This window comes from Pseudoruminococcus sp. (assembly GCF_047012705.1).
GTDB lineage: Bacteria > Bacillota > Clostridia > Oscillospirales > Acutalibacteraceae > Pseudoruminococcus.
Genome location: NZ_JBKXNW010000005.1, coordinates 25,158 through 50,357 on the forward strand (window position 1 = coordinate 25,158; position 25,200 = coordinate 50,357).

Annotated in this window: 21 protein-coding genes; 9 read left to right on the plus strand and 12 right to left on the minus strand. The window is 42.7% G+C overall.

Translation table 11 applies throughout. The annotated features are described in order from the left end of the window. Positions 1–5 precede the first annotated feature (5 nt). The gene (locus tag ACLU24_RS05950; protein WP_412611022.1) at positions 6–3,002 is read left to right on the plus strand and encodes a type I restriction endonuclease subunit R; all 2,997 of its coding nucleotides are present in this window, start codon (positions 6–8) and stop codon (positions 3,000–3,002) included. A 224-nt stretch (positions 3,003–3,226) separates the two neighbouring features. On the opposite strand, the gene ACLU24_RS05955 is transcribed toward ACLU24_RS05950, so the two are convergent. Both ACLU24_RS05955 and ACLU24_RS05960 read right to left on the minus strand, forming a co-directional pair. Beyond that, complete coding sequence (locus ACLU24_RS05955) at positions 3,227–4,945, minus strand: recombinase family protein (protein WP_412611024.1); 1,719 nt, start codon at positions 4,943–4,945, stop codon at positions 3,227–3,229. Continuing rightward, the gene (locus tag ACLU24_RS05960) at positions 4,935–5,126 is read right to left on the minus strand and encodes a hypothetical protein (RefSeq protein ID WP_412611026.1); all 192 of its coding nucleotides are present in this window, start codon (positions 5,124–5,126) and stop codon (positions 4,935–4,937) included. The genes ACLU24_RS05955 and ACLU24_RS05960 overlap by 11 nt, the downstream gene beginning before the upstream one ends. Positions 5,127–5,510: 384 nt before the next feature. Between ACLU24_RS05960 and ACLU24_RS05965 the strand changes: the two genes are divergently transcribed. Continuing rightward, positions 5,511–5,762 (plus strand): site-specific integrase, encoded by a 252-nt coding sequence (locus ACLU24_RS05965; RefSeq protein ID WP_412611028.1) that lies wholly within the window; start codon positions 5,511–5,513, stop codon positions 5,760–5,762. Positions 5,763–5,856: 94 nt separating this feature from the next. Here ACLU24_RS05965 and ACLU24_RS05970 read toward each other — a convergent pair whose 3' ends face one another. The 4 genes from ACLU24_RS05970 to ACLU24_RS05985 all read right to left on the minus strand — a co-directional run bounded on the left by ACLU24_RS05970 (position 5,857) and on the right by ACLU24_RS05985 (position 10,705). Next, positions 5,857–6,612, minus strand: a complete 756-nt coding sequence (locus ACLU24_RS05970; protein WP_412611029.1) for an HD-GYP domain-containing protein — start codon at positions 6,610–6,612, stop codon at positions 5,857–5,859. A 99-nt stretch (positions 6,613–6,711) separates the two neighbouring features. Then, a complete protein-coding gene (locus ACLU24_RS05975) occupies positions 6,712–7,923 on the minus strand; it encodes an NADP-dependent isocitrate dehydrogenase (protein ID WP_412611323.1) in 1,212 nt (403 codons plus the stop codon). Positions 7,924–7,928: 5 nt separating this feature from the next. Beyond that, on the minus strand, positions 7,929–9,269 hold the full coding sequence (locus ACLU24_RS05980; RefSeq protein ID WP_412611031.1) for a citrate/2-methylcitrate synthase: 1,341 nt from the start codon (positions 9,267–9,269) through the stop codon (positions 7,929–7,931). Positions 9,270–9,436: 167 nt separating this feature from the next. Beyond that, a complete protein-coding gene (locus ACLU24_RS05985; RefSeq protein ID WP_412611032.1) occupies positions 9,437–10,705 on the minus strand; it encodes an HAD hydrolase family protein in 1,269 nt (422 codons plus the stop codon). A 266-nt stretch (positions 10,706–10,971) separates the two neighbouring features. On the opposite strand from ACLU24_RS05985, the gene ACLU24_RS05990 reads away from it, so the two are divergent. The 7 genes from ACLU24_RS05990 to ACLU24_RS06020 all read left to right on the plus strand — a co-directional run bounded on the left by ACLU24_RS05990 (position 10,972) and on the right by ACLU24_RS06020 (position 19,001). Continuing rightward, entirely contained in the window at positions 10,972–12,288 is a 1,317-nt protein-coding gene (locus ACLU24_RS05990; RefSeq protein WP_412611034.1) for a circularly permuted type 2 ATP-grasp protein, read from the plus strand. Continuing rightward, on the plus strand, positions 12,270–12,938 hold the full coding sequence (locus ACLU24_RS05995; RefSeq protein ID WP_412611036.1) for an alpha-E domain-containing protein: 669 nt from the start codon (positions 12,270–12,272) through the stop codon (positions 12,936–12,938). Before ACLU24_RS05990 ends, ACLU24_RS05995 begins: the two co-directional genes overlap by 19 nt. A gap of 87 nt (positions 12,939–13,025) precedes the next feature. Continuing rightward, complete coding sequence (locus ACLU24_RS06000) at positions 13,026–13,769, plus strand: transglutaminase-like domain-containing protein (RefSeq protein ID WP_412611037.1); 744 nt, start codon at positions 13,026–13,028, stop codon at positions 13,767–13,769. A 5-nt stretch (positions 13,770–13,774) separates the two neighbouring features. Continuing rightward, positions 13,775–14,704: a M14 family metallopeptidase gene (locus ACLU24_RS06005; RefSeq protein ID WP_412611039.1), complete on the plus strand. Its 930-nt coding sequence runs from the start codon at positions 13,775–13,777 to the stop codon at positions 14,702–14,704. A gap of 14 nt (positions 14,705–14,718) precedes the next feature. Further along, positions 14,719–15,669: a M14 family metallopeptidase gene (locus tag ACLU24_RS06010; RefSeq protein WP_412611040.1), complete on the plus strand. Its 951-nt coding sequence runs from the start codon at positions 14,719–14,721 to the stop codon at positions 15,667–15,669. 35 nt (positions 15,670–15,704) lie between these two features. Further along, on the plus strand, positions 15,705–16,412 hold the full coding sequence (locus ACLU24_RS06015) for a gamma-glutamyl-gamma-aminobutyrate hydrolase family protein (RefSeq protein ID WP_412611042.1): 708 nt from the start codon (positions 15,705–15,707) through the stop codon (positions 16,410–16,412). A gap of 24 nt (positions 16,413–16,436) precedes the next feature. Continuing rightward, on the plus strand, positions 16,437–19,001 hold the full coding sequence (locus ACLU24_RS06020; protein WP_412611043.1) for a PEP/pyruvate-binding domain-containing protein: 2,565 nt from the start codon (positions 16,437–16,439) through the stop codon (positions 18,999–19,001). A 335-nt stretch (positions 19,002–19,336) separates the two neighbouring features. On the opposite strand, the gene ACLU24_RS06025 is transcribed toward ACLU24_RS06020, so the two are convergent. From ACLU24_RS06025 to ACLU24_RS06050, 6 genes are all read right to left on the minus strand, one after another. Next, complete coding sequence (locus ACLU24_RS06025; RefSeq protein WP_412611045.1) at positions 19,337–21,103, minus strand: hypothetical protein; 1,767 nt, start codon at positions 21,101–21,103, stop codon at positions 19,337–19,339. Next, positions 21,100–23,508, minus strand: coding sequence for a helicase-related protein (locus ACLU24_RS06030; protein ID WP_412611325.1), 2,409 nt, complete (start codon positions 23,506–23,508; stop codon positions 21,100–21,102). The genes ACLU24_RS06025 and ACLU24_RS06030 overlap by 4 nt, the downstream gene beginning before the upstream one ends. Then, a complete protein-coding gene (locus tag ACLU24_RS06035; protein WP_412611046.1) occupies positions 23,509–23,940 on the minus strand; it encodes a hypothetical protein in 432 nt (143 codons plus the stop codon). 42 nt (positions 23,941–23,982) lie between these two features. After that, the gene (locus tag ACLU24_RS06040) at positions 23,983–24,111 is read right to left on the minus strand and encodes a phospholipase D-like domain-containing protein (RefSeq protein ID WP_412611048.1); all 129 of its coding nucleotides are present in this window, start codon (positions 24,109–24,111) and stop codon (positions 23,983–23,985) included. 235 nt (positions 24,112–24,346) lie between these two features. Beyond that, positions 24,347–24,916: a protein adenylyltransferase Fic gene (gene fic / locus ACLU24_RS06045; protein ID WP_412611049.1), complete on the minus strand. Its 570-nt coding sequence runs from the start codon at positions 24,914–24,916 to the stop codon at positions 24,347–24,349. Continuing rightward, a partial coding sequence (locus ACLU24_RS06050; protein WP_412611050.1) for a PD-(D/E)XK nuclease domain-containing protein occupies positions 24,913–25,200 on the minus strand: 288 nt, incomplete at its 5' end. The genes ACLU24_RS06050 and fic, both read right to left, overlap by 4 nt.

A 25,200-nucleotide genomic window follows, 5' to 3' on the forward strand; every position in this document is an offset into this window, starting at 1 on the left:
AAACAATGTTTACTAATACTAAAGAAGATGGTTTTGAAACCCTGATTGTTAAATGGCTTGTTGAACATAATGGTTATGAAGAGGGCAGCAATGCCGACTATAATAAGGAATATGCTGTAGACGAAACACGGCTGTTCCGCTTTTTGCAGGATACTCAGCCGACTGAAATAGAAAAATTGGGTGTATTTCATTCAGAAGTAAAAAAGCGTCAGTTTCTCAACCGTTTGCAGGGGGAGCTTGCAAAGCGTGGTATTATAGATGTACTGCGTAATGGTATAAAGGTGTACCCGGCAAACCTTATTATGTTCTATATGACCCCGAGTGAAAATACGCCAAAGGCACAAGCTCTGTATCAAAAAAATATTTTCAGCATCACACGGCAGCTCCGTTATTCTATTGATGCCGGCAAACTTGCTCTTGATATGTGTATATTTATAAATGGTCTGCCTGTCATTACATTTGAACTGAAAAACCAGCTTACCAAACAGAATACAGATGATGCTGTTGAGCAATACAAGAAAGATCGCAGCCCAAAAGAATTATTGTTTTCTTTCAAACGCTGTATGGTGCATTTTGCCTTAGATGATGCCCGTATCAAGTTCTGCACGAAATTAGCCGGCAAGAATAGCTGGTTTCTGCCCTTTGACAAGGGATACAACGACGGTGCTGGTAATCCGCCCAATCCCGATGGAATAAAAACGGACTACCTTTGGAAAGACATATTGACAAAGGATAAACTGACACTCATTATCGAAAACTATGCTCAGGTAGTCGTTAATATTGATGAGGAAACAAAGAAGAAAACAGAAATACAGATATTCCCGCGTTATCATCAGCTGGATGTGGTCACCAGGCTTCTCGCAGATGTTCAGAAAAACGGTGTCGGTTTGAAATACCTCATTCAGCATAGTGCAGGCAGCGGGAAATCAAATTCTATTGCGTGGCTTGCACATCAGCTTATCGGACTTGAGTGGGACGGTCGCCCGATGTTTAATTCTATAATCGTTGTTACAGACCGCCGTATCCTTGACAAACAAATCAGAGACACAATAAAGCAGTTTATGCAGGTCAGCAGTACTGTCGCATGGGCAGAACATTCAGGTGATCTTACAAAAGCTATCACAGACGGCAAACGAATTATTGTTACCACTATTGAAAAGTTTCCTTATATTGTTCCGCAAATCGGAGCAGATCATGTAAATAATCATTTTGCTATAATCATTGATGAAGCGCACTCCGGTCAAAGCGGACGTAATTCGGCACAAATGAATCTTGCATTATCGGGTCTTGCATCCGATGATAAAATGGATAATGAGGATAAAATCATTGCATTGATGGAAGGTCGCAAGTTGTTGAAAAATGCTAGCTATTTTGCCTTTACTGCAACACCTAAGAATAAGACGATTGAAATTTTCGGAGAGCTTGTACTGGATCAATACGGCAATCCTGTACTTGATGAAGATGGCAAACCAAAACGACATCCCTTCCATGTATATACAATGAAACAAGCTATTCAGGAAGGATTTATTCTGGATGTGCTTCAAAATTACACCCCAATTGACAGTTTTTACAAGTTAATGAAAACTGTTGAAGACGATCCTATGTTTGATAAAAAGAGAGCACAAAAGAAACTCCGCAGCTTTGTGGAGGGAAACAGCTATACCATAGCTAAAAAAGCCGCTATGATGGTCGAACACTTCCACGAACAAGTTATTGCCAAAGGTAAAATAGGCGGACAGGCTCGTGCAATGGTTGTAACGACAAGTATTCCGCGCTGTATAGAATACTATTACGCTATCAACAAGTGCCTTTCTGAAAGACACAGCCCATATAAGACAATTATTGCTTTTTCCGGTGAATGCAAATACAATGGTCAGGAACCGCTGCTGACTTCTGCCGGCTTGAATGGTTTTCCCGATGCGAAAATACCAAGGGAGTTCAAGAAAGACCCATACCGTATTCTTATAGTAGCGGATATGTTTCAGACGGGCTTTGATGAGCCACTGCTTCATACAATGTATGTTGATAAAATGCTCACTGATATAAAAGCTGTACAAACATTATCAAGACTTAACCGCTGTCATCCGCAGAAATATGATACATTTGTACTTGACTTTGCCAACAAACCGGAATCTATAGAAAAATCATTTTCACGCTATTATCGAACCACTATTTTATCCGGCGAAACCGATCCTAACAAACTTTATGACCAAGTAGCAGACATGGAAGAATACCAGGTATACTCCGCAGAAGATGTTGAGCGTATAGTAAACCTTTATCTGAACGGTGAAAGCAGAGACAGACTCGATCCTACTCTTGATGCCTGTGCATCTGTATACAATCAGCTTGATACAAATGATCAGATAAAGTTTAAAAGTGCAGCAAAGTCATTCTGTCGTACATATAGTTTTCTTGGAGCAATTCTTCCATATGGAAATGCCGAGTGGGAAAGGCTTTCAATATTTCTGAATTTGCTGATACCCAAATTACCTTCTCCCCGCGAGGATGATCTGACACAGGGGATTCTTGAAGCAATCGACCTGGAAAGCTATCGAAACGAGGCCCGCGAGTCTATGTCAATGAAACTGGATGATTCTGATTCCGAGGTTACTCCTGTTCCCACAGGCAACGCAGGCCATATTGTTGAGCCGGAGATGGATCTGTTATCTGTTATTTTATCCGACTTCAATGATATGTTTGGCAGCATACACTGGAATGATTCAGATAATGTTCGCCGACAGATACTTGAAATACCTGCGATGGTATCAAAAGACGAAAAATACCAAAATGCCATGAAGAATTCAGATGAACAGAGTGCCAGACTTGAAAGTGAGAGAGCTTTGCAACAGGTTATTTTTTCTATAATGGCAGACAATATGGAACTATTCAAACAGTTTCAGGATAATCCTTCTTTCAAAAAGTGGCTTTCAGACCTTGTATTTAACATAACCTATAACAAGGAAGGTAAGCCGTATACTCCTCAAAACCCGTCAAGTCAATGAGAAATAAGTTCAACCATCACAGTGTCTCTATAATACCCGACATCTTTTCACAGAAACAAAAAAGTGCAGTATCTCGGAAGAAAATTCCCAGACACTGCACTTTTTGACTTTACGAGCAGCTGTTCCTTGATGCGGAGAAGTAACGAATCATCAAGAATACATTCACTAAACGACTCTATTGAGAACTCCATAGGGATACAAATAAAATACAGACAAGAAATCTCTCACATTCCAAACCTGTCCGCAATATAGCACTCATGGCTGCAGTATTTCCTGTGCTTGTTACCATACACCGTGATGATCTTCCCGCAGTGCCGGCAGGTGATTTCGTAGTAGGCTTTTCGGTTCACCTGGTCGGGATGCTCATTCCACCACTGATTCCGGCACTCACTGCAGCAGAACCTCTGCGGTTTCCGCCCTGCGTTTTGTTGGATAGCAACTCCACAGTTATCGCATTCTGTTATGCCGGTTGGTGTCTTTGATGTATGCTTATTTGTAGGCTTCTTCTTTTTCTTCTGAACTTTCTGCTTCTTTGCTTTGTACTTAGACGGATGGAAAGTTGGAAAAGTGTACGGAATAACACTCCCATCGATCAGATGCACCTGTGCTGTACCGTCTTCCATGACTACGATTTTGTTAATGATCAGTGAAATGTCATCTTCGTCTGACTGTAACCTCCAAATATCTCTCAAATGGAATTTTCGCATCCAGTCGAGTGCCTTTTTCTTTCTTTCATCCGTGAGGAGCGGCAGCACTGCCTCTGCCACAGTCTCTTTAATATTCCTATTGCAGATGATGTTCATCGCTATCTCATGTACCGTGAAATGAAGCAACTTGTCATATATGTTGAACGCAAGGCACTTGTTTTCTTTGATATGCCTGCGGCGGCATTGCCAGACAAGATTATTGTAGCTTGTGGAATGCCACGGTTTGGGTCCGTAGATTGAGCCGCATTTGCCGCAGATTAGTTTGCTGCTGAACAGTGCCGAACCGCTGTACCTCGTATTACCGATTTCAGACCGTGCGCCCAGCCGTTTCTGCACATAATCAAAAAGCCACGGGCTGATGATGGGCTCGTGGTCTTCTTCGACGTAATATTGAGGAAGCTCTCCTTCATTTTTCTTCATTTTCTTTCGGAGATAATCTACTGTGAATTCCTTTTGCAGAAGAGCGTACCCCTTGTACTTTTCGTTCGAGAGCATCCGCCGGACGGTCATGCCGCTCCATTTGTCACAGCCACACGGTGACGGCACTCTGTCCTCCGTTAGCAATGCCGCTATCGTATGCGGTGTATAGCCTTGCAGGAACATACGGAATATCCTACGGACGGTGAGAGCCTGCTCCTCATTGACGACCATCGTATACTTTTCTGAACCCTTGTCATATCCGAGAAACTGGGTGTAGGCTATACTGACCTTGCCGTCAGACATTCGTTTTCTCTGTCCCCAAGTCACATTCTCCGATATGGAACGGCTCTCCTCCTGAGCAAGCGAGGACATTAAGGTCAGCAAAAATTCTCCCTTGGAATCCGTAGTGAGGATATTCTCTTTCTCAAAATAGACACCCACGCCTTTTTCTTTCAGCTTCCGGATTGTAGTCACCGTATCCACTGTGTTCCTCGCAAATCTCGATATGGACTTCGTCAGCACCAGATCAATGCATCCGGCAAGACAGTCCTCAATCATATGATTGAAGCCATCTCTGCGGCTCGTACTCAAACCTGAGATTCCATTGTCCACATAGATTTGCACAAACTCCCATCCGGGATGCTCCATGATTTTCTTCTTGTAATAATCGGTCTGTGCAGCGAGACTCGTTTCCTGTTCTTCATGTTCTGTAGATACCCTCGCATATGCAGCCACTCTCCGAACTGCCTTTGCTGCCTCTTTGAATGTGACGGGTCTGGGCATAGATGCAAGCTTGGTTACGACTTTATCTGGCATCCACGATCACCCCATCTCCGATTGAACCGTCCAGATTCTCTATCTCAAGAAACGGCGGTTCATAGTGTTCTGCTATATTGATCCAGGCAAGACGCAGCTCATCGGATGTAATGATGCCGTCCTTCTCTATATTGAGGAGCAGCCATTTAGCAAGCCTGTAGTCAACTTCCTTTTCAAGCATTGAAATTCCTCCTTCAGATGTAGTATCTATACATCACTCAAAGCGACAGGAAAGTCAAGGGGATTAAGTGTTTTCCTATGTCAATTCAATGTTATCGACAATTTGCACACTTCGCATAAAGGTAGCTTTTGTGTATAGTTATGCAGTCCGACCAAATAAAAAAAATAAAAAACACAGTGCAGTACCTTAATCTATCCTCAAAAGGTACTGCACTGTTTTCTTGTCTTTCTCAAACAATTTATAAGCGAATAATTCTACAGTGGAATAAATGAAATATAGACCCTGCCCGTTGATATTTATTTTGTTCAGAGGGATATATAGTATACTGTAAGCGTTGCTGTTGCAAACTATATATATGTAAACTTCTGGAGGCGTGAAATCATTATGGACGAGCTTGTTATAACCAAAGAAAGAATAGATGAATTCAAAAAGCACTTGCACTTGGAAGAAAAAAGCGAAAACACCATCGAAAAGTATATGCGTGACATTAAGGCATTCTGGCAGTATGCTGGGACACAGGTGATTACAAAGGAACTTGCGATAGCGTATAAGGAAAACCTGCTGTCAAACGAGTACGCAGTTCGCAGTGTCAATTCTATGATTGCATCAATTAACAGCTTTTTCATCTTTGTCTGACTTCTCTTTGAAAAAGCCGTGTCTCCCGAACATCAAAACGGGAAACACGGCTGAATTATTATTCACTTTCGTCAAAGATAGCTATTTTATGTTTTTACTGATTTGAATATGTTTTGCCATCATTTACAATTGAAAGCATAATATCAGTGAAAACCGGATCAAACTGACTTTCTTTTCCTGCTGCTAATTCCTTAATGATATACTCCTGTGTAAAATTGTCGTTGTAGCACCTAGACGATGGCATTGCATCATACGCATCCGCAACAGATATTATCCTTGCTTCCTCCGGAATATCAGTTCCGATCAGTCCGTCCGGATAACCATTTCCGTCATATCTTTCATGGTGCCACCTTGCGCCTATACCAAGACGAGGCATATCAGTGATATTGTTCAGTATCTCATATCCCACTACAGGATGTGTTTTTATCAGATCATATTCTTTATCGGTTAATTGTGACTTTTTTCTGAGGACCTTATCCGGTATGCCAATTTTTCCGATATCATGTAAAAGTGCCATCATATAGATTTCTATCTGTGCTTTTTCCGAATAACCGTATCGTCTTGCAATTTCCAACGAATATAATGCAACACGGCTGGAATGACCTCTGGTATAGCTGTCTCTGGCATCCAATGCACTGGCAAGTGTCTGAACGATCTGAATGGAAAGTCTTTCATTTTTCTTTTGCTCAGAGTCAAGATCATGCAGCAGATCTACGACCCCCATAATATCAGATGTAATGCTGTAGCCTGTCAGATCGGCAAGATATCTTGTGATACTTTCGAGAGTGATATCACTGCTGTCTTCATAGGGGAAACTGAATTCATTATTACTGGCAAGATTATTGCTCAAGACCGTCACCACCTTCTCAGTAGCATTTTACATTACAAAACGAGTATTGTCCAATCGTTTTTTTGAATAATAGAGTATAGGAAACTGATATACTTATCCTTATAGACTGTTGCTCAGACGAGTATTGATCTCATTAAGAAAAGTTTCGGAGTCAACCGTCCTTTTATTGGTTAGCTTTGAGATAGCTGCCAGATCTCCTGTCATAATACCATCGCTGATAGTTTTCAGTACAGCTTTTTCAAGCTTATCAGCAAAGCCGCAAAGTCCGGAAATACCGTCAAGCTCACCTCTTTTGCGAAGTGCACCTGTCCATGCAAAAATAGTTGCTACCGGATTAGTAGAGGTCTTTTCACCCTTGAGATATTTGTAATAATGACGCTGTACTGTTCCGTGGGCTGCTTCATATTCATATATACCGTCAGGAGAAACAAGCACTGATGTCATCATAGCAAGGCTGCCGTATGCAGTTGCCACCATGTCGGACATAACATCACCGTCATAATTCTTACAAGCCCAGATAAATCCACCCTCCGAACGTATTACTCTTGCTACGGCATCATCTATAAGTGTGTAGAAATATTCAATACCCGCTTCTTCAAAGCGGCTTTTGTATTCGCTTTCATATATTTCCGTAAAGATATCCTTGAATCGGTGATCGTACTTTTTGGAAATAGTATCCTTTGTTGCGAACCACAGATCCTGTTTTGTATCAAGGGCATAGTTAAAGCATGAACGGGCAAAGCCTTCAATGGACTTATCCTTGTTATGAAGTCCCTGTATGATACCTGCACTATCCGAAAAATCATAGATCATCTCTGACTCTTCGCTGCCGTTTTCATCAATTACCTTAAGCATTGCTTTGCTGCCTTTTTTTATCTGCATTTCTGTATTCTTATAAACATCTCCATAAGCGTGTCTTGCGATAGTAATTGGCTTTGTCCATGTAGGAATATACGGAGTAACACCCTCAGCAAGAATAGGCGCACGGAAAACTGTGCCGTCAAGTATTGCCCTTATCGTTCCATTTGGAGATTTCCACATTTCCTTCAGATCATATTCTGTCATTCTCGCTGCATTAGGTGTAATGGTAGCACACTTGACGGCTACTCCATATTTCCTTGTTGCTTCGGCAGATTCGACCGTCACCGCATCATCGGTTTCGTTTCTGTGAACAAGCCCCAGATCATAATACTCCGTTTTCAGATCAACATAGGGCAGGATAAGTATATCCTTTATCATCTTCCATAAAACACGAGTCATTTCATCGCCGTCCATTTCAACAAGCGGTGTTGTCATTCTGATTTTTTCCATCATAATTACCTCTCCTCCAGATCAATGTATTCTTTTACTTTGGATATGGACTTATATGCAGGACGGATGATCCTTTTGCCGCTGTTTATCTCCTCAAAGCGGTGCGCACACCATCCCGCCATTCTTGACACGGCAAAAAGCGGTGTAAAAAGCTCCTGAGGAATATCAAGCATTTTATACACAAAGCCGCTGTACATATCAATATTAGCACACATTGCCTTGTCAGAATGTTTGACCTCCTCAAAAACCTTTGGTGTCAGTCGTTCGATGGATTCGAGCAGATGGAATTCCTTTTCAAATTCCGTGTTTTGTGCCATCCTTCCTGCATATTTTTTCAGTATTACAGCACGTGGATCAGATAGTGTGTATACTGCGTGTCCCATACCATAGATCAGTCCGCTTTTGTCGCCGGTTTCTTTTCTGAGTATCTTCTTCAGAAACTCTGACAGCTCCGTATCATCATTCCAGTTTGTGACATTCGCTTTTATAAGCTCCTGCATTTCTATTACTTTATGATTTGCTCCGCCGTGTCTGGGTCCTTTCAGAGATCCTACTGCGGCGGAATAGGCGGAATACGGATCGGTTTCCGAAGATGTCAGCACACGGCAGGTGAATGTCGAATTATTTCCTCCCCCATGCTCCGCATGAAGCATCAGCATCAGATCCAGCAGCTTTGCCTGTTCATGTGTAAACTGTCTGTCGTGTCTGAGCGTTGACAGGATATTCTCTGCCGTCGACATTCCTTTTATCAGTGGGTGCAGTATCATCGTATCGCCCTTATAAAACCGCTTTTTGGCTTCATTTGCACAGATCATGATAACCGGCATTTTAGCGATAAGTGAAATTGCTGTATCCACCTCATGTTCGGCGGTTTTGGATTCAGGGTCAGGATCATATGAATATAGTGCAAGAATTGACCTTGCCATTTTATTCATAATGTCAGGCGAAGGGGCTTTGAGTATCATATCTTCAAAAAATGTTCCCGGCAGTGCACGATTGTCGGATAAAACTGTACTGAACTCCTCAAGCTCATTTTTATCAGGGAGTCTGCCGGAAAGCAGCAGAAATACTATTTCCTCGAACCCGTATCTGTTTTCCGACATCACTCTTTCCACAAGCTCATTGATGTTATATCCCCTGAAAATCAGTTTTCCCTGGGCAGGCTGTTTTTCTCCGTCATCAACTACATATCCGTGTACATTGCAGATATTCGTAACACCTGCCATGACACCTGTCCCGTCGGAATTTCTCAGTCCACGCTTGACTCCGTATTTTTCCATATACTCAGAGGAAATATTGTTGTTTCTCTCAAAAGCTTCATACATGGATCTTTTAAGCATACTCATATTTTCACCCCACCAAAAAAGGCACTCCTCCCTGATTTGGAAGAAGCGCCTTTGCTTAATTCTTATGCCGAAATAATACCACTTAAAAACGGAAATGTCAATAATTGATATTTCTAAACATAATGATTTTGTAAATCTCAGACAAAATCATTATTATTTTAGAAATTTTAATGTACAGAACCATTACGATAAAGTTTTTTCAGCTTTTTTATGGTTGCATTTCCTCCGCCGTCATGAATATAAACATCATATTCTCCTTTAATACTTCCGAATTTTACAACCTTCTCTGCTCCTGTATGTTCACGCAGCTTCTCTATCATTTCATGCTTTGTCGCCTTTGATGAAAACACTTTAAGGCAATTATAGCCCTCATACCCGCTGTTGCTGACTGTTACCCTGATATTATTTTCAAGTGATGTCAATAATTTCCTTTTCAGTATGGCAATATTATTTTCATCGGCAATAACAGTCAGACAGAGGAATTTTTCTCCCCTGTGTCTGAAAGTCTGACTTATAAAATTAATGTACAGCGAACGATGCATTTTATCAAAATAATCTTTTTCAGCCGGATTTTTCATTTTGCCATAATAGGTCAGAAGTGTCGAGTCACACAACGCACTTTCAAAATAGTGCAGATCGGCTTCTTCGATGATCTGTTCCACCATTGAGCATATATCATCTGACATGGGGATGGTTGCGATATAGCGGTTTTCACTGATATCATAAAGTGCCGCACCGTCCATTACGATTACAGGCTGATTTAATTCTACGCCATCCATTATTGACAGCAGTTCTGCCGAAGTCCTGACGGTGGAAATAGAAAATTTTACCCCACTTTTGATCAGTCTGTTAAGCTCAACCTTGCTGAATGGCATTATGTGATCATCGGAGGATATCAGAACATCATCTATGCCGCTGATATATAGCGTCTCGTTGTCATGCTTTATCGGTATATGAAATTCGTTTATACCTACTCCGATGCCTATTCCGATGAAGGTATCCATCACTCTGTTAAAAACAAAAATATATGGATCCTGATCGAATGAATGTGTCAGGGCTATGCTCAGAAATACTACACACGAAAAAAATGAAGCATTTCTCTTTTTCAGCACTACAGTTGAATATATGACCGGGATCACCACAGCACTTGCGAGAAGGTAAACACATATTGGTTCTGTGATTTTGGAAAAATACAGAAAATTCAGAAATACAAGTCCGTAAGCCGCTCCTGTTACTGTGCCGAATGTTCTCTGACCGGCGTTGTTTTTTGTGGTGTCAACAGATGGCTGCATACACCACAGTGCTGCAAGGGCACTGTAAAAGGGTATTCCGTTTTCTATCGGCAGCAGACTGCGGATATGATAGACTATCATGCAAAGTGCCACTGCCACTGCAGATTTTATTATCCTTTGACCTATTGGAGGAAACCTGTTCATTTTTATCACTTCCGATAAGGAGTATTTTGTCGTGTCAAGTATACCATAACAGTTCTGATTTTGCAATATATTGTTTATTCTATTGCAAAAAATATCGTTTAATTTTACTTTTTATCTATAAAATCGCTGAATATTGAATTTCTGCTGTAAGAAAGTTGCAAATAGTAATTGACAAATTTTGCAATTCGTGATAATATATATCCATCAAACAAGGGTGTTTGTCCACAGAGGATGAGCACCCTTGTCTTTTTTCAGGAGGGATAAAAGTGAATGATCTGATCAGAAATGCAGAAACCATTAACAAGCTGCTGTCAAGATACGGAGTAAAATTCGGCATTTACAAAAACGGCGAATTCAGAGAACAGCTCTTTCCGTTCGACCCTATACCAAGAATTATCGGAAACGATGAATTTTCATATCTTGAAAAGGGCCTCCGGCAGCGTGTTGATGCACTGAACTGTTTTTTATCCGACATCTACGGCAAAAAACAGATCGTCAAAGACAGGGTGATACCGGAGGAATTTATTTTTTCGGCGAAGGGTTTTCTTGTACCGTGTGACGGGGTAACACCGCCAAAGGGTATTTACAGCCATATTTCCGGTATAGATCTTGTTCAGTCAAAGGATAATAACTGGTATGTTTTAGAAGATAATCTGAGAGTACCGTCGGGTGCGTCATATCCGATGATAGCAAGGGAGCTTCAAAGGCGAAGTGCCCCTGATGCTTTCACTAAAAACGACATTATCGACAACCGCAACTATGCGGACTTGCTAAAGGAAGTTATGGATCATGTCAATACAGGCGGAATCAATGTCATACTGTCACCCGGCAGGTATAATGCAGCTTTTTTTGAACATTCCTATCTGGCAGAAAAAACAGGAGCAGTACTTACCACAGGAAAGGATATCGTCTGTGAAAACGATAATCTGTACTATATCGACTACAATGGTAAAAAACAGCGTGTGGGAGCTGTTTACAGAAGAATATCTGATGAATATCTTGACCCGATGACTTTTTATGAGGAATCGGTGATCGGTATCCCTCATATCTTTGAAGCTTACCGAAAGGGAAATGCTGCACTGCTCAATGCACCTGGAAATGGCGTGGCTGATGACAAGGGCATCTATTATTTCGTTCCGAAAATGATAAAGTATTATCTCGGAGAAGAAGCAATACTGATGAATGCTCCTACATATCTTCCTTATTACGAAAAGGATATGCAGTATGTCCTCGACAACTTTGATAAATTAGTGATCAAGGACGTTGCAGAGGCAGGCGGCTACGGTGTGGTTTTCGGAAGTTCTCTCACAGCTGAAAAGAAGTCAGAATTTATTGCACTGCTTAAAGCAGAACCGAGAAGATTTATTGCACAGGAGGTTATTGACTTCTATGATCTGGATATTCTTGATGAAAACGGAACAAAGGTCCCGAGGAAAGCGGATCTTCGTGCCTTTGTCCTGACAGGACGCACAACAAAGGTATGGGCAAGCGGACTGACAAGATTTTCAAGAAATCCTGATTCATTCATCGTCAATTCATCACAGGGAGGAGGTTTTAAAGACACATGGGTATTATCACGATAGACAAAAGCGATCACCTTTTCTGGCTTGGCAGATACACAGAAAGGGTTTATACAACACTGAAGGATTATTTTAAATCGGCAGATCTTATGATAGATTCCGATCCGGATTATTATAAGGTTTTGTGCAGAAAAATCGGCATTGCTGATATTTATGGATCAAGCGACAACTTTAAAATAAAGTATGCTTTTGATGAAGCTGACCCCCATTCCATTATCAGCAGTCTTAACAGGGCATATGACAATGCCATCGTTATGAGGGATTATATCGGCACAGAAACAATGGCATATATCCAGCTTGCCATAGACGATATCAAAAATGCGGAGAACAGCAATTCCACCATCGCCGATCTGATGCTTGTGATCGACCATATCCTCGCTTTCTGGGGATGTGTCAATGACGGTATAGATGATGAACAGATACGGAATATTATCAAGCTTGGCAAGGGCATAGAAAGACTGGACCTGTATCTGAGTCTGGAAAAGCCTGCTCATGAGGTTCAGATGGTGTATAAAAGAACGAAGGGCTTTCTGAGTAAGGCAAAGCTCAGGTATGATGAAAGCGTTATATATACAATGGATAATATGCTTTCATCACCTGATTTCAGCTATGACAATGTAAAGAATCTGCTGAGAAAGCTGATTCTTTCGTAAGGGGGCGGTAGTATCAGACATTTAGTCTTTAATTATAATCTGACTGCATCGTACAGCGAGGCAGTTAACAACCACAGTTTTTCTGTAATGTTTATTCCGCAGGATAATGAAAGACAAAAAATAACGGAGCTGAAGATCTCCTCCGGTTACGATACCTGCTTCAGTATTACCGATGATGTTTTCCATAATAAGAAGCTGTACGGCAGGATCGAAAAGCCGCATGATAAATTTGAAATATCCATAAGCGGCTGTGCCGATACAGGTCTGAATGTTTTTGAGGAATTTATAAGCACAGAATCTTATCCTTACTGTCCTTTCAGTACGACAGTTTTCGGAGTGCAGACCAGACTGACAATGCCCGGAATAAACATCTGGAAACTTCATAAATCCCTATGTCTGAATGAAATCACGGAACCATATGACAAAACCATGAAAATAATGAAGGCTGTTGCGGAGGTTCTGAAATATGACGCCGGTGCGACAGGAGTACATGAAGCGGCTGAAAATGCCCTTAGTCTCAAAAGCGGAGTTTGTCAGGATTTTGCACATATTATGATCTCTCTTCTCAGAATGGCGAATATTCCGGCAAGATATGTTGTGGGAATGATGCTCGGAGAGGGAGCGTCCCATGCCTGGGTAGAGGCTTTTTGCCGGGGTTACTGGTACGGCTTTGACCCGACAAACAACAAACTGGTCAATGATGAGTATATAAAAGTATCCTACGGTAGAGATTCAAGTGACTGTCCTGTAATCAAGGGCAATTTCTACGGAAACGGAATGCAGACACAGAAAGAAGAAGTGAATGTTGAAGAAATACATGCAAAGGAATGATGATAATGGTTCAGGTAGTGGCATCTGTCGGTCTGCCGATAGATGAAAGCTTGATGATAAAGAAAAACCGCCTTGTACCTGAAAACGGACTCAGCGGAAATGAAAAGCGTATAAGCATTGTTACGGGAACACACGGAGATGAACTCGAGGGACAATATGTCTGCTATGAACTGCAACGGAGAATAAAAGAAAACTACAGCAGACTGACAGGAATAGTGGACGTCTATCCTGCGCTCAATCCTCTTGGAATAGATTCTATCACCCGGGGCATACCTGCATTTGATCTTGATATGAACAGACTGTTTCCCGGTTCGGAAAACGGTTCAATGCCGGAATATATCGCATCCAAAATAATCAGTGACCTCAGCGGCAGTGCTGCGGTCATAGATATCCACGCAAGCAATATCTTTCTTGAAGAGATACCGCAGGTCAGGATCAATGAGCTGTCAAAGGAAACGCTCATACCGCTTGCAAAGAAACTGAATATGGATTATATATGGGTACATTCTGCCGCAACGGTTCTTGAATCCACGCTTGCTTATTCGCTCAATGTCATAGGCACACCGACTCTTGTTGTTGAAATGGGAGTTGGTATGCGTATTACTAAAAAATACGGCGACCAGCTTGTTGACGGTATTTTCTCTTTGATGAAGGAGCTGGGAATATGGAACGGTGAAATCATAACACCAAAAGAGCCTATCATCTCAGAGGACGGAGAAGTATCATTTATCAATGCAGGAAACTCAGGAGTATTTGTTCCTGCCGTTGAGCATTGGAAAAATGTAAAAAAAGGAGATCATATCGGAGATATATTAGATCCCCTTACGGGCGAAATCAACGAAACGATTCATTCGGAAACGGATGGGATAGTTTTTACGCTGCGTGAATATCCTATTGTTTCCGAAGGCTCGCTGATTGCGAGAATACTGTCGTAAGGGAGGTTTTTCAGATGGAAGAAAAAGTACTGTTTGAGCTTGGCTCGGTCCACAGGGACAATATGCGTGTAAAGGGCTATTATTTCGGCAGCGGAGAACATTCCGTCTGCATTGTCGGTGCAACAAGAGGAAATGAGATTCAACAGGTGTATATATGTTCAAAGCTGATCTCTGTCTTTGAACAGCTCGAAATAACAGGAAAGATCAGGGAAGGAAAATCAATAATGGTAATTCCCTGTGTTAATCCGCATTCCATGAATATCGGAAAAAGATTCTGGTCAACAGACAATACAGATATCAACCGGATGTTTCCGGGCTATTGTCTTGGTGAAACAACTCAAAGAATAGCCGATGGTGTTTTCAGCAATGTCAGCGATTATGAATATGGCATACAATTTGCAAGCTTTTATATGCAGGGCAGCTTTATCCCTCATGTAAGAATGATGAAAACAGGCTTTGAAGATACAGAGCTTGCAAAGGATTTCGGATTGCCATATGTTTACCGCAGAAAAGCAAAGCCGTATGACACCACCACTTTAAATTATAATTGGCAGATATGGGGAACAAAAGCGTTTTCCATATATACCAATGCTACAGACAGCATTGACGATGACAGTGCATCGGAGGCTGTCAACGCCGTGCTGAATTTTCTTAACAAACATGATATCATTGAATACGATTGCCACGAGGGGTATATTTCCCGACTGATAGAGGGCAGTGAGCTTGTCAATGTCAAAAATGAAACAGCCGGTTTTTTCATCCGCCGTGCAGGAGTCAATTCAAGGGTAAGGAAAGGCGATATTCTTGCAGAGATAACAGATCCGTATACAGGCAGAATCCTTGAAGAAATCAAATCACCCGTAAACGGTATTGTCTTTTTCCATGCAGGACAGCCGGTAATATATTCCAACACTCCGCTGTATCGTATCATCCCGACCGGAGTGCCTTCGGTGCCTGTTCGCTGACAGGTGTTATGAATGACATAAAGTAAGGAGAACAGATGAATATGAAACCCATTATCGGTGTCATGCCCCTTTGGGATGAAGAAAAGAAAAGTATATGGATGCTGCCGGGATATATGAACGGGATCATTGATGCAGGTGGGATCCCGATGGTGCTTCCGTTTACGGATAACGAGGATGTGTTTTGTCGGGCATTGGATATATGCAGCGGATTTCTCCTGACAGGAGGACAGGATGTTGACCCGATGATCTACGGAGAAAGAAAAAGATATGATAATATCGTCACCTGTACGCTGCGTGACAAGCTGGATGCGATCGTTCTGAACAAAGCCGTAGAGCTTGACAAGCCTCTGCTTGGAATATGCAGAGGTATCCAATTTATGAATGCTGCATCAGGCGGAACTCTGTATCAGGATATTCTTTTAGAAACCGGAACTTCAGTAACACATCACCAGACGCCGCCGTATGAAAAACCAGTTCATGAGGTTATGATCGTGCAGGATACACCTTTAGGGCAATTACTTAAAAAGCAAATACTTACCGTGAACAGTTATCACCATCAGAGCATCAAAGACTTATCTCCGGTACTGGAATGTATGGCTCGTGCAGAAGATGGGCTGATAGAAGCTGTGTATATGCCGCGAAAGAAATTCATCTGGGGTGTTCAATGGCATCCCGAATTTTCTTATAAGGCAGACGAGGACAGCCGCAAAATATTCAAAGCATTTATTGAACATTCATGTTGAAAACTTGTAAAGGAGGCAGTTGAAATGGCAGCATTTGACAGAATACTATCAGGCATACCGGAGATGGATAAAGCGTTGGACAATATCAGACTGGGTGATAATGTTGTATGGAGAGTATCAGACCTGAGTGAATTCAGATTATTTATGGAGCCGTATGTCAGACAGGCAGTCAAGGATAAGCGAAAGATAATCTATTTCCGGTTCGCAGCACACGAGCCGTTCATTACAGATATACCGGAGGTAAAAACTATTGAGATACCGCTTTCTCATCGCTTTGAAAACTTCACTGTGGAGATACATAATGCGATTGAAAGAGAAGGCAGGGATGCTTTTTATGTTTTTGACTGCCTTTCGGAATTGCAGACCGCATGGGCAACAGACCTGATGATGGGTAATTTTTTCAGAGTGACCTGTCCGTTCCTTTTTGTGCTTGATACAGTCGCATTTTTTCCGCTTATCCGAGGCAAGCACTCGGTTCATTCCGTTAATAAGATAATCGACACCACTCAGCTGTTTTTGGATGTTTATACGGGAGAAAAGGATATTTTCGTTCGTCCCGAAAAGGTATGGAATCGTAATTCTGATACTATGTTTCTTCCGCATATATTTGAGCCAAACTCAGGTAAATTCCGTCCTGTTACTGACGGTGTAAGATCGAGCAGATTTTATAATATACTCGGAAAGCTGCGCCGTGGAACGGATGACAGAAATACAGATTCATGGGATCGTTTTTTCAATAATGCAAAGATCAGACACAGCACCGGAGCTGACATATCAGACGAATGTGAATATATTTGCAATATCATGATGACCCGTGATTCAAAAATGCGTCAGATGGTAAAAAAGAATTTTACCCCGGAGGATTATTTTGAAGTCCGCAGCCATATGATAGGTACAGGAATGATAGGAGGAAAAGCTTGCGGAATGCTGCTGTCCAGAGCTATTATCCGCAACAGGGAGCCGGATATAAACAATACCCTTGAACCGCATGATTCGTTTTATATCGGATCGGACGTTTACTACACATATATAGTCGATAACGGCTTCTGGGATATGAGGATAAAGCAGAGAACCGAGGAAGGCTATTTCAGGCTTGCGGATGAATTCAGAGAGCTGCTTCTGAACGGAAAGTTTTCCGATGTTATGCGTGAGCAGTTCGGAAACATTATTGAATACTACGGTCAGGATCCATATATAGTTCGCTCCAGCAGTATTCTTGAGGACGGCTTCGGCAATGCTTTTGCCGGAAAATACGAATCTGTATTCTGTGCAAACAGAGGAAGCTATGAGGACAGGCTTGCAGAATTTGAAAATGCAATAAAAAACGTTTATGCCAGCACAATGGGGCTTTCTGCTCTTGATTACAGAAAAAGACGGGGACTTGACAAGCGTGACGAGCAGATGGCGCTCCTTGTTCAAAGGGTCTCGGGGTCGTATTACGGTTCCTACTATATGCCCTGTGCGGCAGGGGTCGGTTATTCCTATAGTCCCTACAGATTTTTACAGACTGCCGATCCGGGGACAGGTATGCTCAGACTTGTAATGGGGCTCGGAACATCTGCCGTTGACAGGACAGAAGGGTCATATCCGAGACTTGTAAGCCTTGATATGCCTGAAAGAACACCATATTCGACCGCTGCCGACAAGCATAAATTCTCACAGCGCAATGCTGAGGTTATCAATACCTCAAAGCATGATCTTGAAAGAGTAAGCCTTGATACAATGCTGCCCGTAATTCCCCGCTACCTTGGAAATATTCTTTTAGAGCACGATTTCGAGGCAGAGCAAAGGCTCAGAGAAATGGGAAGAGATCGTGACATCAGATTTATTTCCTGTCAGGGTCTTGTGAAGAATAAAAAGCTGATGGAGAGTATGCGGCGGATGCTTGCTTGCATACAATCTGAATATGATTATCCGGTGGATACAGAGTTTACGATCAATGTTTCTGATGACGGCGAATATACTATAGACCTCCTACAGTGCAGACCGCTGCAGGTGATTAAGGGAAATAACACGGTCACGATGCCCGAAAATATTACAGATGAACATATCCTGCTCCACACTAAGGGTGCATCAATGGGACTATCAAGAACAGAGCAGCTTGACTATATCGTATATGTTGATCCGATAGGGTATTACAATATGCCGTATAATGATAAATCTGCCGTTGCGCGTCTGATAGGAAAGATCAACTGGCATTTCCGGGGTTCCGAGGAACATCTTATGCTTATGGTACCCGGAAGGATAGGGACTTCATCAAAGGAACTCGGAGTACCTACGATGTTTTCGGATATCAGCGGGTTTGATGTTATCTGTGAGATGGAGGAAAGCAGAGCAGGATATAATCCGGAATTATCCTACGGCAGTCATATTTTTCAGGATCTGGTCGAGGCTGAAATATTATATACGGCTGTATTCGACAACAAAAAAACGCTAGCTTTTTATCCTGAAAAGCTAAATCGTTTTGAGAATATCTCGGATTTGTTTGATGATGGCGGAGAGCTTTCGGAAATAGTCAAAGTATTCAAGGCACAAAACTGTACGCTTTATCATGACATCAATAAAGAACAGTTACTAATAGTTATATAATATATCCGTGTGTTATATATCCGTATGTTCTCTTTTTTTCGATTATAAATACTATGGTTGACACACAACAATTTTGCGTAAATACCAATTTTATTAATCTGACTCTGTGTGAAAATTTGATTCTTATCTTTAAGATTATTCTTTTTATCTCCACTTGTGTACCTGAATTAACACTACCATACAGTATAATCCTTGAACGAACCCCTATATAATTACACGAACCTCCTTTTAGTTCGTTCATTTATGCACCCAAACCTTAAGCTGCTTTTCAGCAGCCACCCGGACAGCACCAAATACCAAATACGCAAAAGAAAAAAGGCTTGAAAACAAGCGGTTTACGCTGATTTCAGCTCTTTCTTTTGTATCAATCCCGCTACTGTTTTATCGCAGATGGTCAGCTTGAGAATTTCATCCGCAGTTTTTCCCTCAAGAAGCTCCTTCAGAGCATACTTAACCAAGCACTTGGTCAAAACCTCTGGTGTGTAGTAGGATGCAGATTTCTCACGCTCTCTACCTGCCAGACGATAAATGAAAGTGCCTTTTTCATACATACGAAGCTTGCCTTTTTTCTCGCCGGACTCATAGCGGACACGTTCCTCTTTGTCATACTGCTCCAGCTCACTTTCGGAGACAAAGTAACCTACATCCAGTTCATTGAACGTGTCGCCCTTACGCTTGACTTCATACAGGTCCTGCTCTGCAATAAACCCACGGTAAGACAGTAGTGCTTCGTAAACTGCACCCATCTGGTTGATGCCCAAATTTGCATAGGAAATACGACCACGGCGACCATTTTTTCTGCCCGTAGCTCTGGTCAAACTCATTAGATCAATAATACGCAGCATACAGCTGTTGCGCAACTTCGCCGCAGTAATCATCTTGGTATATTCCGGATCGAAGATATGTGCCTTCAGCGGAGCAATCAGGAACATATCATGCAAGCTGTCGGAGCCTGTTGCTTTTTGTAGCTCATCTTCTGTCTTCGGATAGCCGTCATAAATCAATTCATAGAGCTTTGCCAGAGTTTCATGCAGGTAGTATCCGTCACCAACATCATCCCGAATGTTGTCGGCGATATCCCGCAGACTCTCCAGAGAATAACCAGAGTAATAGCTCTGTGCTTTGATCGGTGCATAGCCAAGTTCCGGTCTGGACTCAATAAAGAGCACAAACAGCATACGATACATATAGCGCAGACACTCTAAAGTCAACTGTCCGGCATCTACAGGGTCTGCATCAAGATCACGACCAAGGCGTGCCTTCATATCATAAAGGACTTCGTTACCGAGCAATTCAATACTTTCACGGAGGGCGTACTTCAAGTCTTGCGATACGCCGGAAGCATTCTTCTGGCTCTGTTCATCCAACTCATCCAGCAGAACTTTTCCGTCATCAGGACAAAGAGAAGCCTTATGAAGCAGGACAGACATTGCCTGCAAAGTCGTGTTTTCCAGTCGAGAAAAGATTTCCTCAAGTTCAAACTGAAGATAGCGCTTTTCGTTCCACTTGCTGCGGTCGATAAGAGCGATCTGATTCATGCCAATTAGCATAATAAAACGAGGAGGTTCAGCTGTGCCAAAGAGGATTTTTGTAACCAAGTCCTCGTTTGCCATCTCGCCCAAAATGCCCTTGTAAAGTGTACCGGCAGCATCGTCGTCCACATCGTCGGCATTGAACACAAAGCTCTCCATAATGCCCGCATCCGATTCTTTAGATGCTGATAACAATACCCACAGCAATGGTGCGCCATTGCTCTTTGTCATTTCAAGATAAACCGGAACCGACAGAGAATCGTCCACTGCCACAACTTCTGGCTTTGCTTCCGGATAGCCCAACGATTTCAGATAGTTACCTGCAAGTGCCTTGATATTTGCAAGCACTTGTAAGTTTACAGAAGAACGGACAAATTTATCATGTGCCGTATAATACTGTCGGGCGTTCTGACGCAGAAGCGACCAGGGAGTTTTGATTTCTTCGGACTCTCTTGCAGCTGCATTCCAATCACTGATAGTAGCACTCGTGTTTTCTTCAAACACAGTGGAAAAATAATGGTTGGTATAGTATTCGTTTTTATTGGTGATACCTGTTAAATCTATGCTCATTGCGATACCCCCATCAGCACAGATACAACTCTGATGTACGGGTTGTTCTGTATTGTCAAAGTTTCTTTCACCCAGCTCATAAACTGATCAAAGAGTTCATCTACCCGGCGCTCCTGCTCTTTCAACTTTCGCTCATGCTCAAACAGAGTCAGCTGGTAGTATTCTTTATGCTTCTCTTGAAGATCAATCAGCTTATCAACTTCTTCATCCAAAAGCGGGCTCATTTCTGTCTGATATCTCATATAGTGTTCATCCAAGTATGTCTTGGCATGGGCGACCACATCCTGCATCAATGCGTCTGCATCGGAGATTTTAGATTCCGTAATGCAGTTGGTGTTAGGAATCTTGGAATTGCTGAGCCCTGCTTTCTGAACCACTTCATTCATAGACATCACCTTAACAAACTTACCGTTCTGGTACAGCAAACCAAACCACTCGTCAACCAGAGGAGTAGACTTCAAGTTCGGTATACTGCCGGTGACAATAAAGATAATCTCACCGGCTATCAGTTTGCCCGGAATTCCTATCACAGGCGCTTCATTCCTCTTAAACAACAGACTCGCCTTGTTATTAACCCAGCTCATAATCGGATGAAGCTTCCAGAGATATTGCGTGGTAGGCCAGGCGGACTCATCCATATTCTTCTGCATACTGTTTCTCATCTGTTCCATGCAGAATGCCTTGTCATCAGAAACGCGGAGCGTTTCACCCTGAGGAAGCGCTTCTTCCGGCACAACTGCTCTCAAACGGCGTTCCATATCCGGTGTCATTTTGATATCTAGGCCAGAAACAGTTTGCAGCCTTTCAACAGGATGGCTTTCCGTTTGATTGAGATACATAAGCGCTTGATACAGATATTCCAAATCAGAGAACAAAGTCTCATCTGTTACGATTTCGGATTTCTTTTCTTCTTCAGCCTCGGCTTCTCCAGCCGCCGCCATTAATGCTTCAAACGGGTCGAAATCGTCCTCTCCTGCATCCAGTGTCTGTTCAAAAGCATCAGCATTGGAACCATCTTCAATCGCTTCTGCCACAACAAGTTCTTCATCCTCAATCGTAAATTTGCCCAACAGCAAGGAGGGATCGCCAATATTCTTCAGCGCCTGTTCTTCTTTCGTAATCAGGATTTCGATAATGCGCATATCTCCCTTGATCCGCTTGTTATCACTCTCAATGAGCATATAGCGAATATCGGGACGTTTCTGCTGCCCATATCTGTCAATACGCCCATTCCTCTGCTGGAACACCATCAAAGACCACGGTATATCAAAATGAATCAGCCGATGGCTTAAATAATGCAGGTTCAAACCTTCTGAAGCAACGTCAGATGCGACCAAAACACGAACCGGTGATTCAGTACGACCGAAGTCTTCAACGATATGCTGCTGTTCAGCATCACTCATCCCACCGGAAATCTCTTGAATCGCATTTGCGTTCAAGCCAAGATCCAGACGAAGTCTTTCGGCAAGATACTTCATGGTCTCAATACGTTCCGTAAAAATGACCACACGGTCGCCAGTATCTGCCGGGTTCCAGCCGTATTCCTTGCTGCGAAGGAGTTCCAGCAGCTTTTGATAACGCGTAAACCCGGCAGGCGTAATTGCTTCCAGCGCGGTTTTCAGTTCTTCCAGTAAGCGAATATCCTTGATGTCATCTGCGGTATATTTTTTATAAAGTTTCTTCAGCCGCGCATCAATACTCTTAATGCATGCAGCGGGACTGGAGAACAGAGATTTTTCCAGACTGGTCTTGAACAACTGGCCGGTTCCCTTGGTTTTGCCCAAATCCATTTCCAGCTGCATCTCTGCAAAAATATCAAAAGCATATTCTTCCTGAGCAGAGGCATGGCAACGCTCAAGTGTGATTTTTCTTTCCAGGAAAGAGCCGCTGACCTGGTCTTTGACATCTTTTTTGAAGCGACGGATGCACAGTCCTTTTATATCTTTGGGCGTATAGTTTTCCGGATCTGCAATGGCAGTAGGATCAAGCATATTCATCAAAGATGCAAAACTCTTTGCCCGACCGTCATGAGGCGTTGCAGACAGCATAATCATCGTATCACTCCGATCTGCAAGCAACTTGGCGAGACGAGAACGTTGCGCCTGATGATCTCCGCGTTCCGCAACATTCTGCGCTTCATCGATAACGATGATATCCCAATATGCATTTTCCAAATGAGTGCGGTATTCAACATCACGTTTCAACGTGTCAATAGAAATAATCGTCTTATCATAATAGAAAAACGGATTATAGTTTGACGGCAAGTTGGCTCGAATCTTTTGGATACGATTAGAATCAAGGCGCACCAAAGGAATGGTGAAGCGGTTCCACATTTCCTTTTGGAACTGCGTCATCATACTCTTGACAGTAACGACCAGTATTCTTTTTCCCTTACCGCGGGCAATCTACTCAGACATCAAAATGCCCGCCTCCAGTGTTTTACCAAGACCAACGGTATCTGCTATAAGGATTCTCTGTCTCGGCCTCTGCAAAGACAATTTTGCGGGGTCAAGCTGATACGGCATCAAGTCCATTGCTGCTCGATGACCAATATGTAAGTTGGAATCGGTAGGAATCTGCTGACGCCACTGACTTTCCAAATATAGCAACGCTCTTTTGTAGAATGGAGAATAGTCGGCAACCAGTTTCACTTCAGCAGGATCAACGACTTGAATCTGCTCCAAATCAGCGAGAAAGATTGCTTCTCTATCCTTGACCAGCGGAGAAACACCAACGCAATATAAAGTCTTATTACCAAGACTGTTTGTCTCAATCTTTTTAATCATCCATTCTTCATCTCGGATGATCGTTCTCATACCTGGAGCAAAATCTACCATTTCCTAACCTCTCTCTTTCAAAGGAAACTATTCAATCATCAGTCACAGCGCATTGCTTTTCACTGCAGCAATAGAGAAGCAGGCCGCTGCAATGGACACTTTGCTGCCTTGCTTGATCTCTACAGACAGATCGTCTTTAAGAGTCTTTGTCATATTATTTATAAGCTCCATAACTGAATTCTTCCACGTTTCAAATCAGTTCTTGCTGCTCGGCATCGGGAAGTATGCAACCAGATCCTAGAAGCGTGTTCTGTCTACAATCATTCCCAAAGTGCCAATTTGACACTTTGGAACCGCCGTGTTGGCACTTTGGGATTCCGCCAAAGTATCAAATTGATACTTTGGAAACTGAAAGCTGATACTTTGGGCTTTACAAATCTCCTGCCCGGAAGGCCGTGAGTCCCTCTTAATAATAGCTTTGGTCGATGCCACTCAAATAGACCTTACGGCTGTTAATCTCACCGGTCAGTGCCGCCTTCAGCAACACCTTGATCTCCACATCCTTGATGGGACTGCGCTCCATTGCAAGGATATAATCCTCTTTATCCACCCTGCTCCAGTCCACGACCTTGCCAATTTCGGTTTTCAGAATATGGTCAAGCCAGATGCGGGTGCTGCGTCCATTGCCCTCCCGGAAGGGGTGGGCAATATTCATTTCCGCATATTTTTCGATGATCTCATTAAAAGTGGACTGCGGCATCTTGTCGATATTGGCCAGCGCCGCTTCGAGATACATCAGCGGTGCAAAGCGAAAATTGCCCTTCGCCAGATTCACCGTGCGCAGCTCACCGGCAAAGTTGTAAATATCTTCAAACAGATATTTGTGAATCGTCTGCAAAGTCGAGAATTTACCCGTCGGCAAGGTATCAAGTACGCCGTTTTCAAACAGTTCTACCGCCTTTTTCTTGCTGATGCGTTCTTCTTCACGGGCAAGATTGGCGGAGTTTGTCAGCCCCAGTTTATTTTCAATTTTCACCCAACCGCCACTTCAACCTTTTTACCGCTGAAGGCCACGCCGTATTTATAAATCGTCCTAACCCCGGCGGTCGTCAGCTCGGTTTCGTATTTCTTGTCGTTGATCTGCTGCAAGGCCGTCTCGGACAGCTTTTTCAGCTTTTCGTCGCTGCAATTTTTCTCCGCTTTCAGCTCAATCAGGATGCCCGGAAGTCCCTTTTGCGTGGGCTTCAGCTGAATGTCATAGCGCCCGTCGCCCGATTCCCGGTTGGAGGTCACGAAAGCGCCGCCCAGCAGGGCGCACAG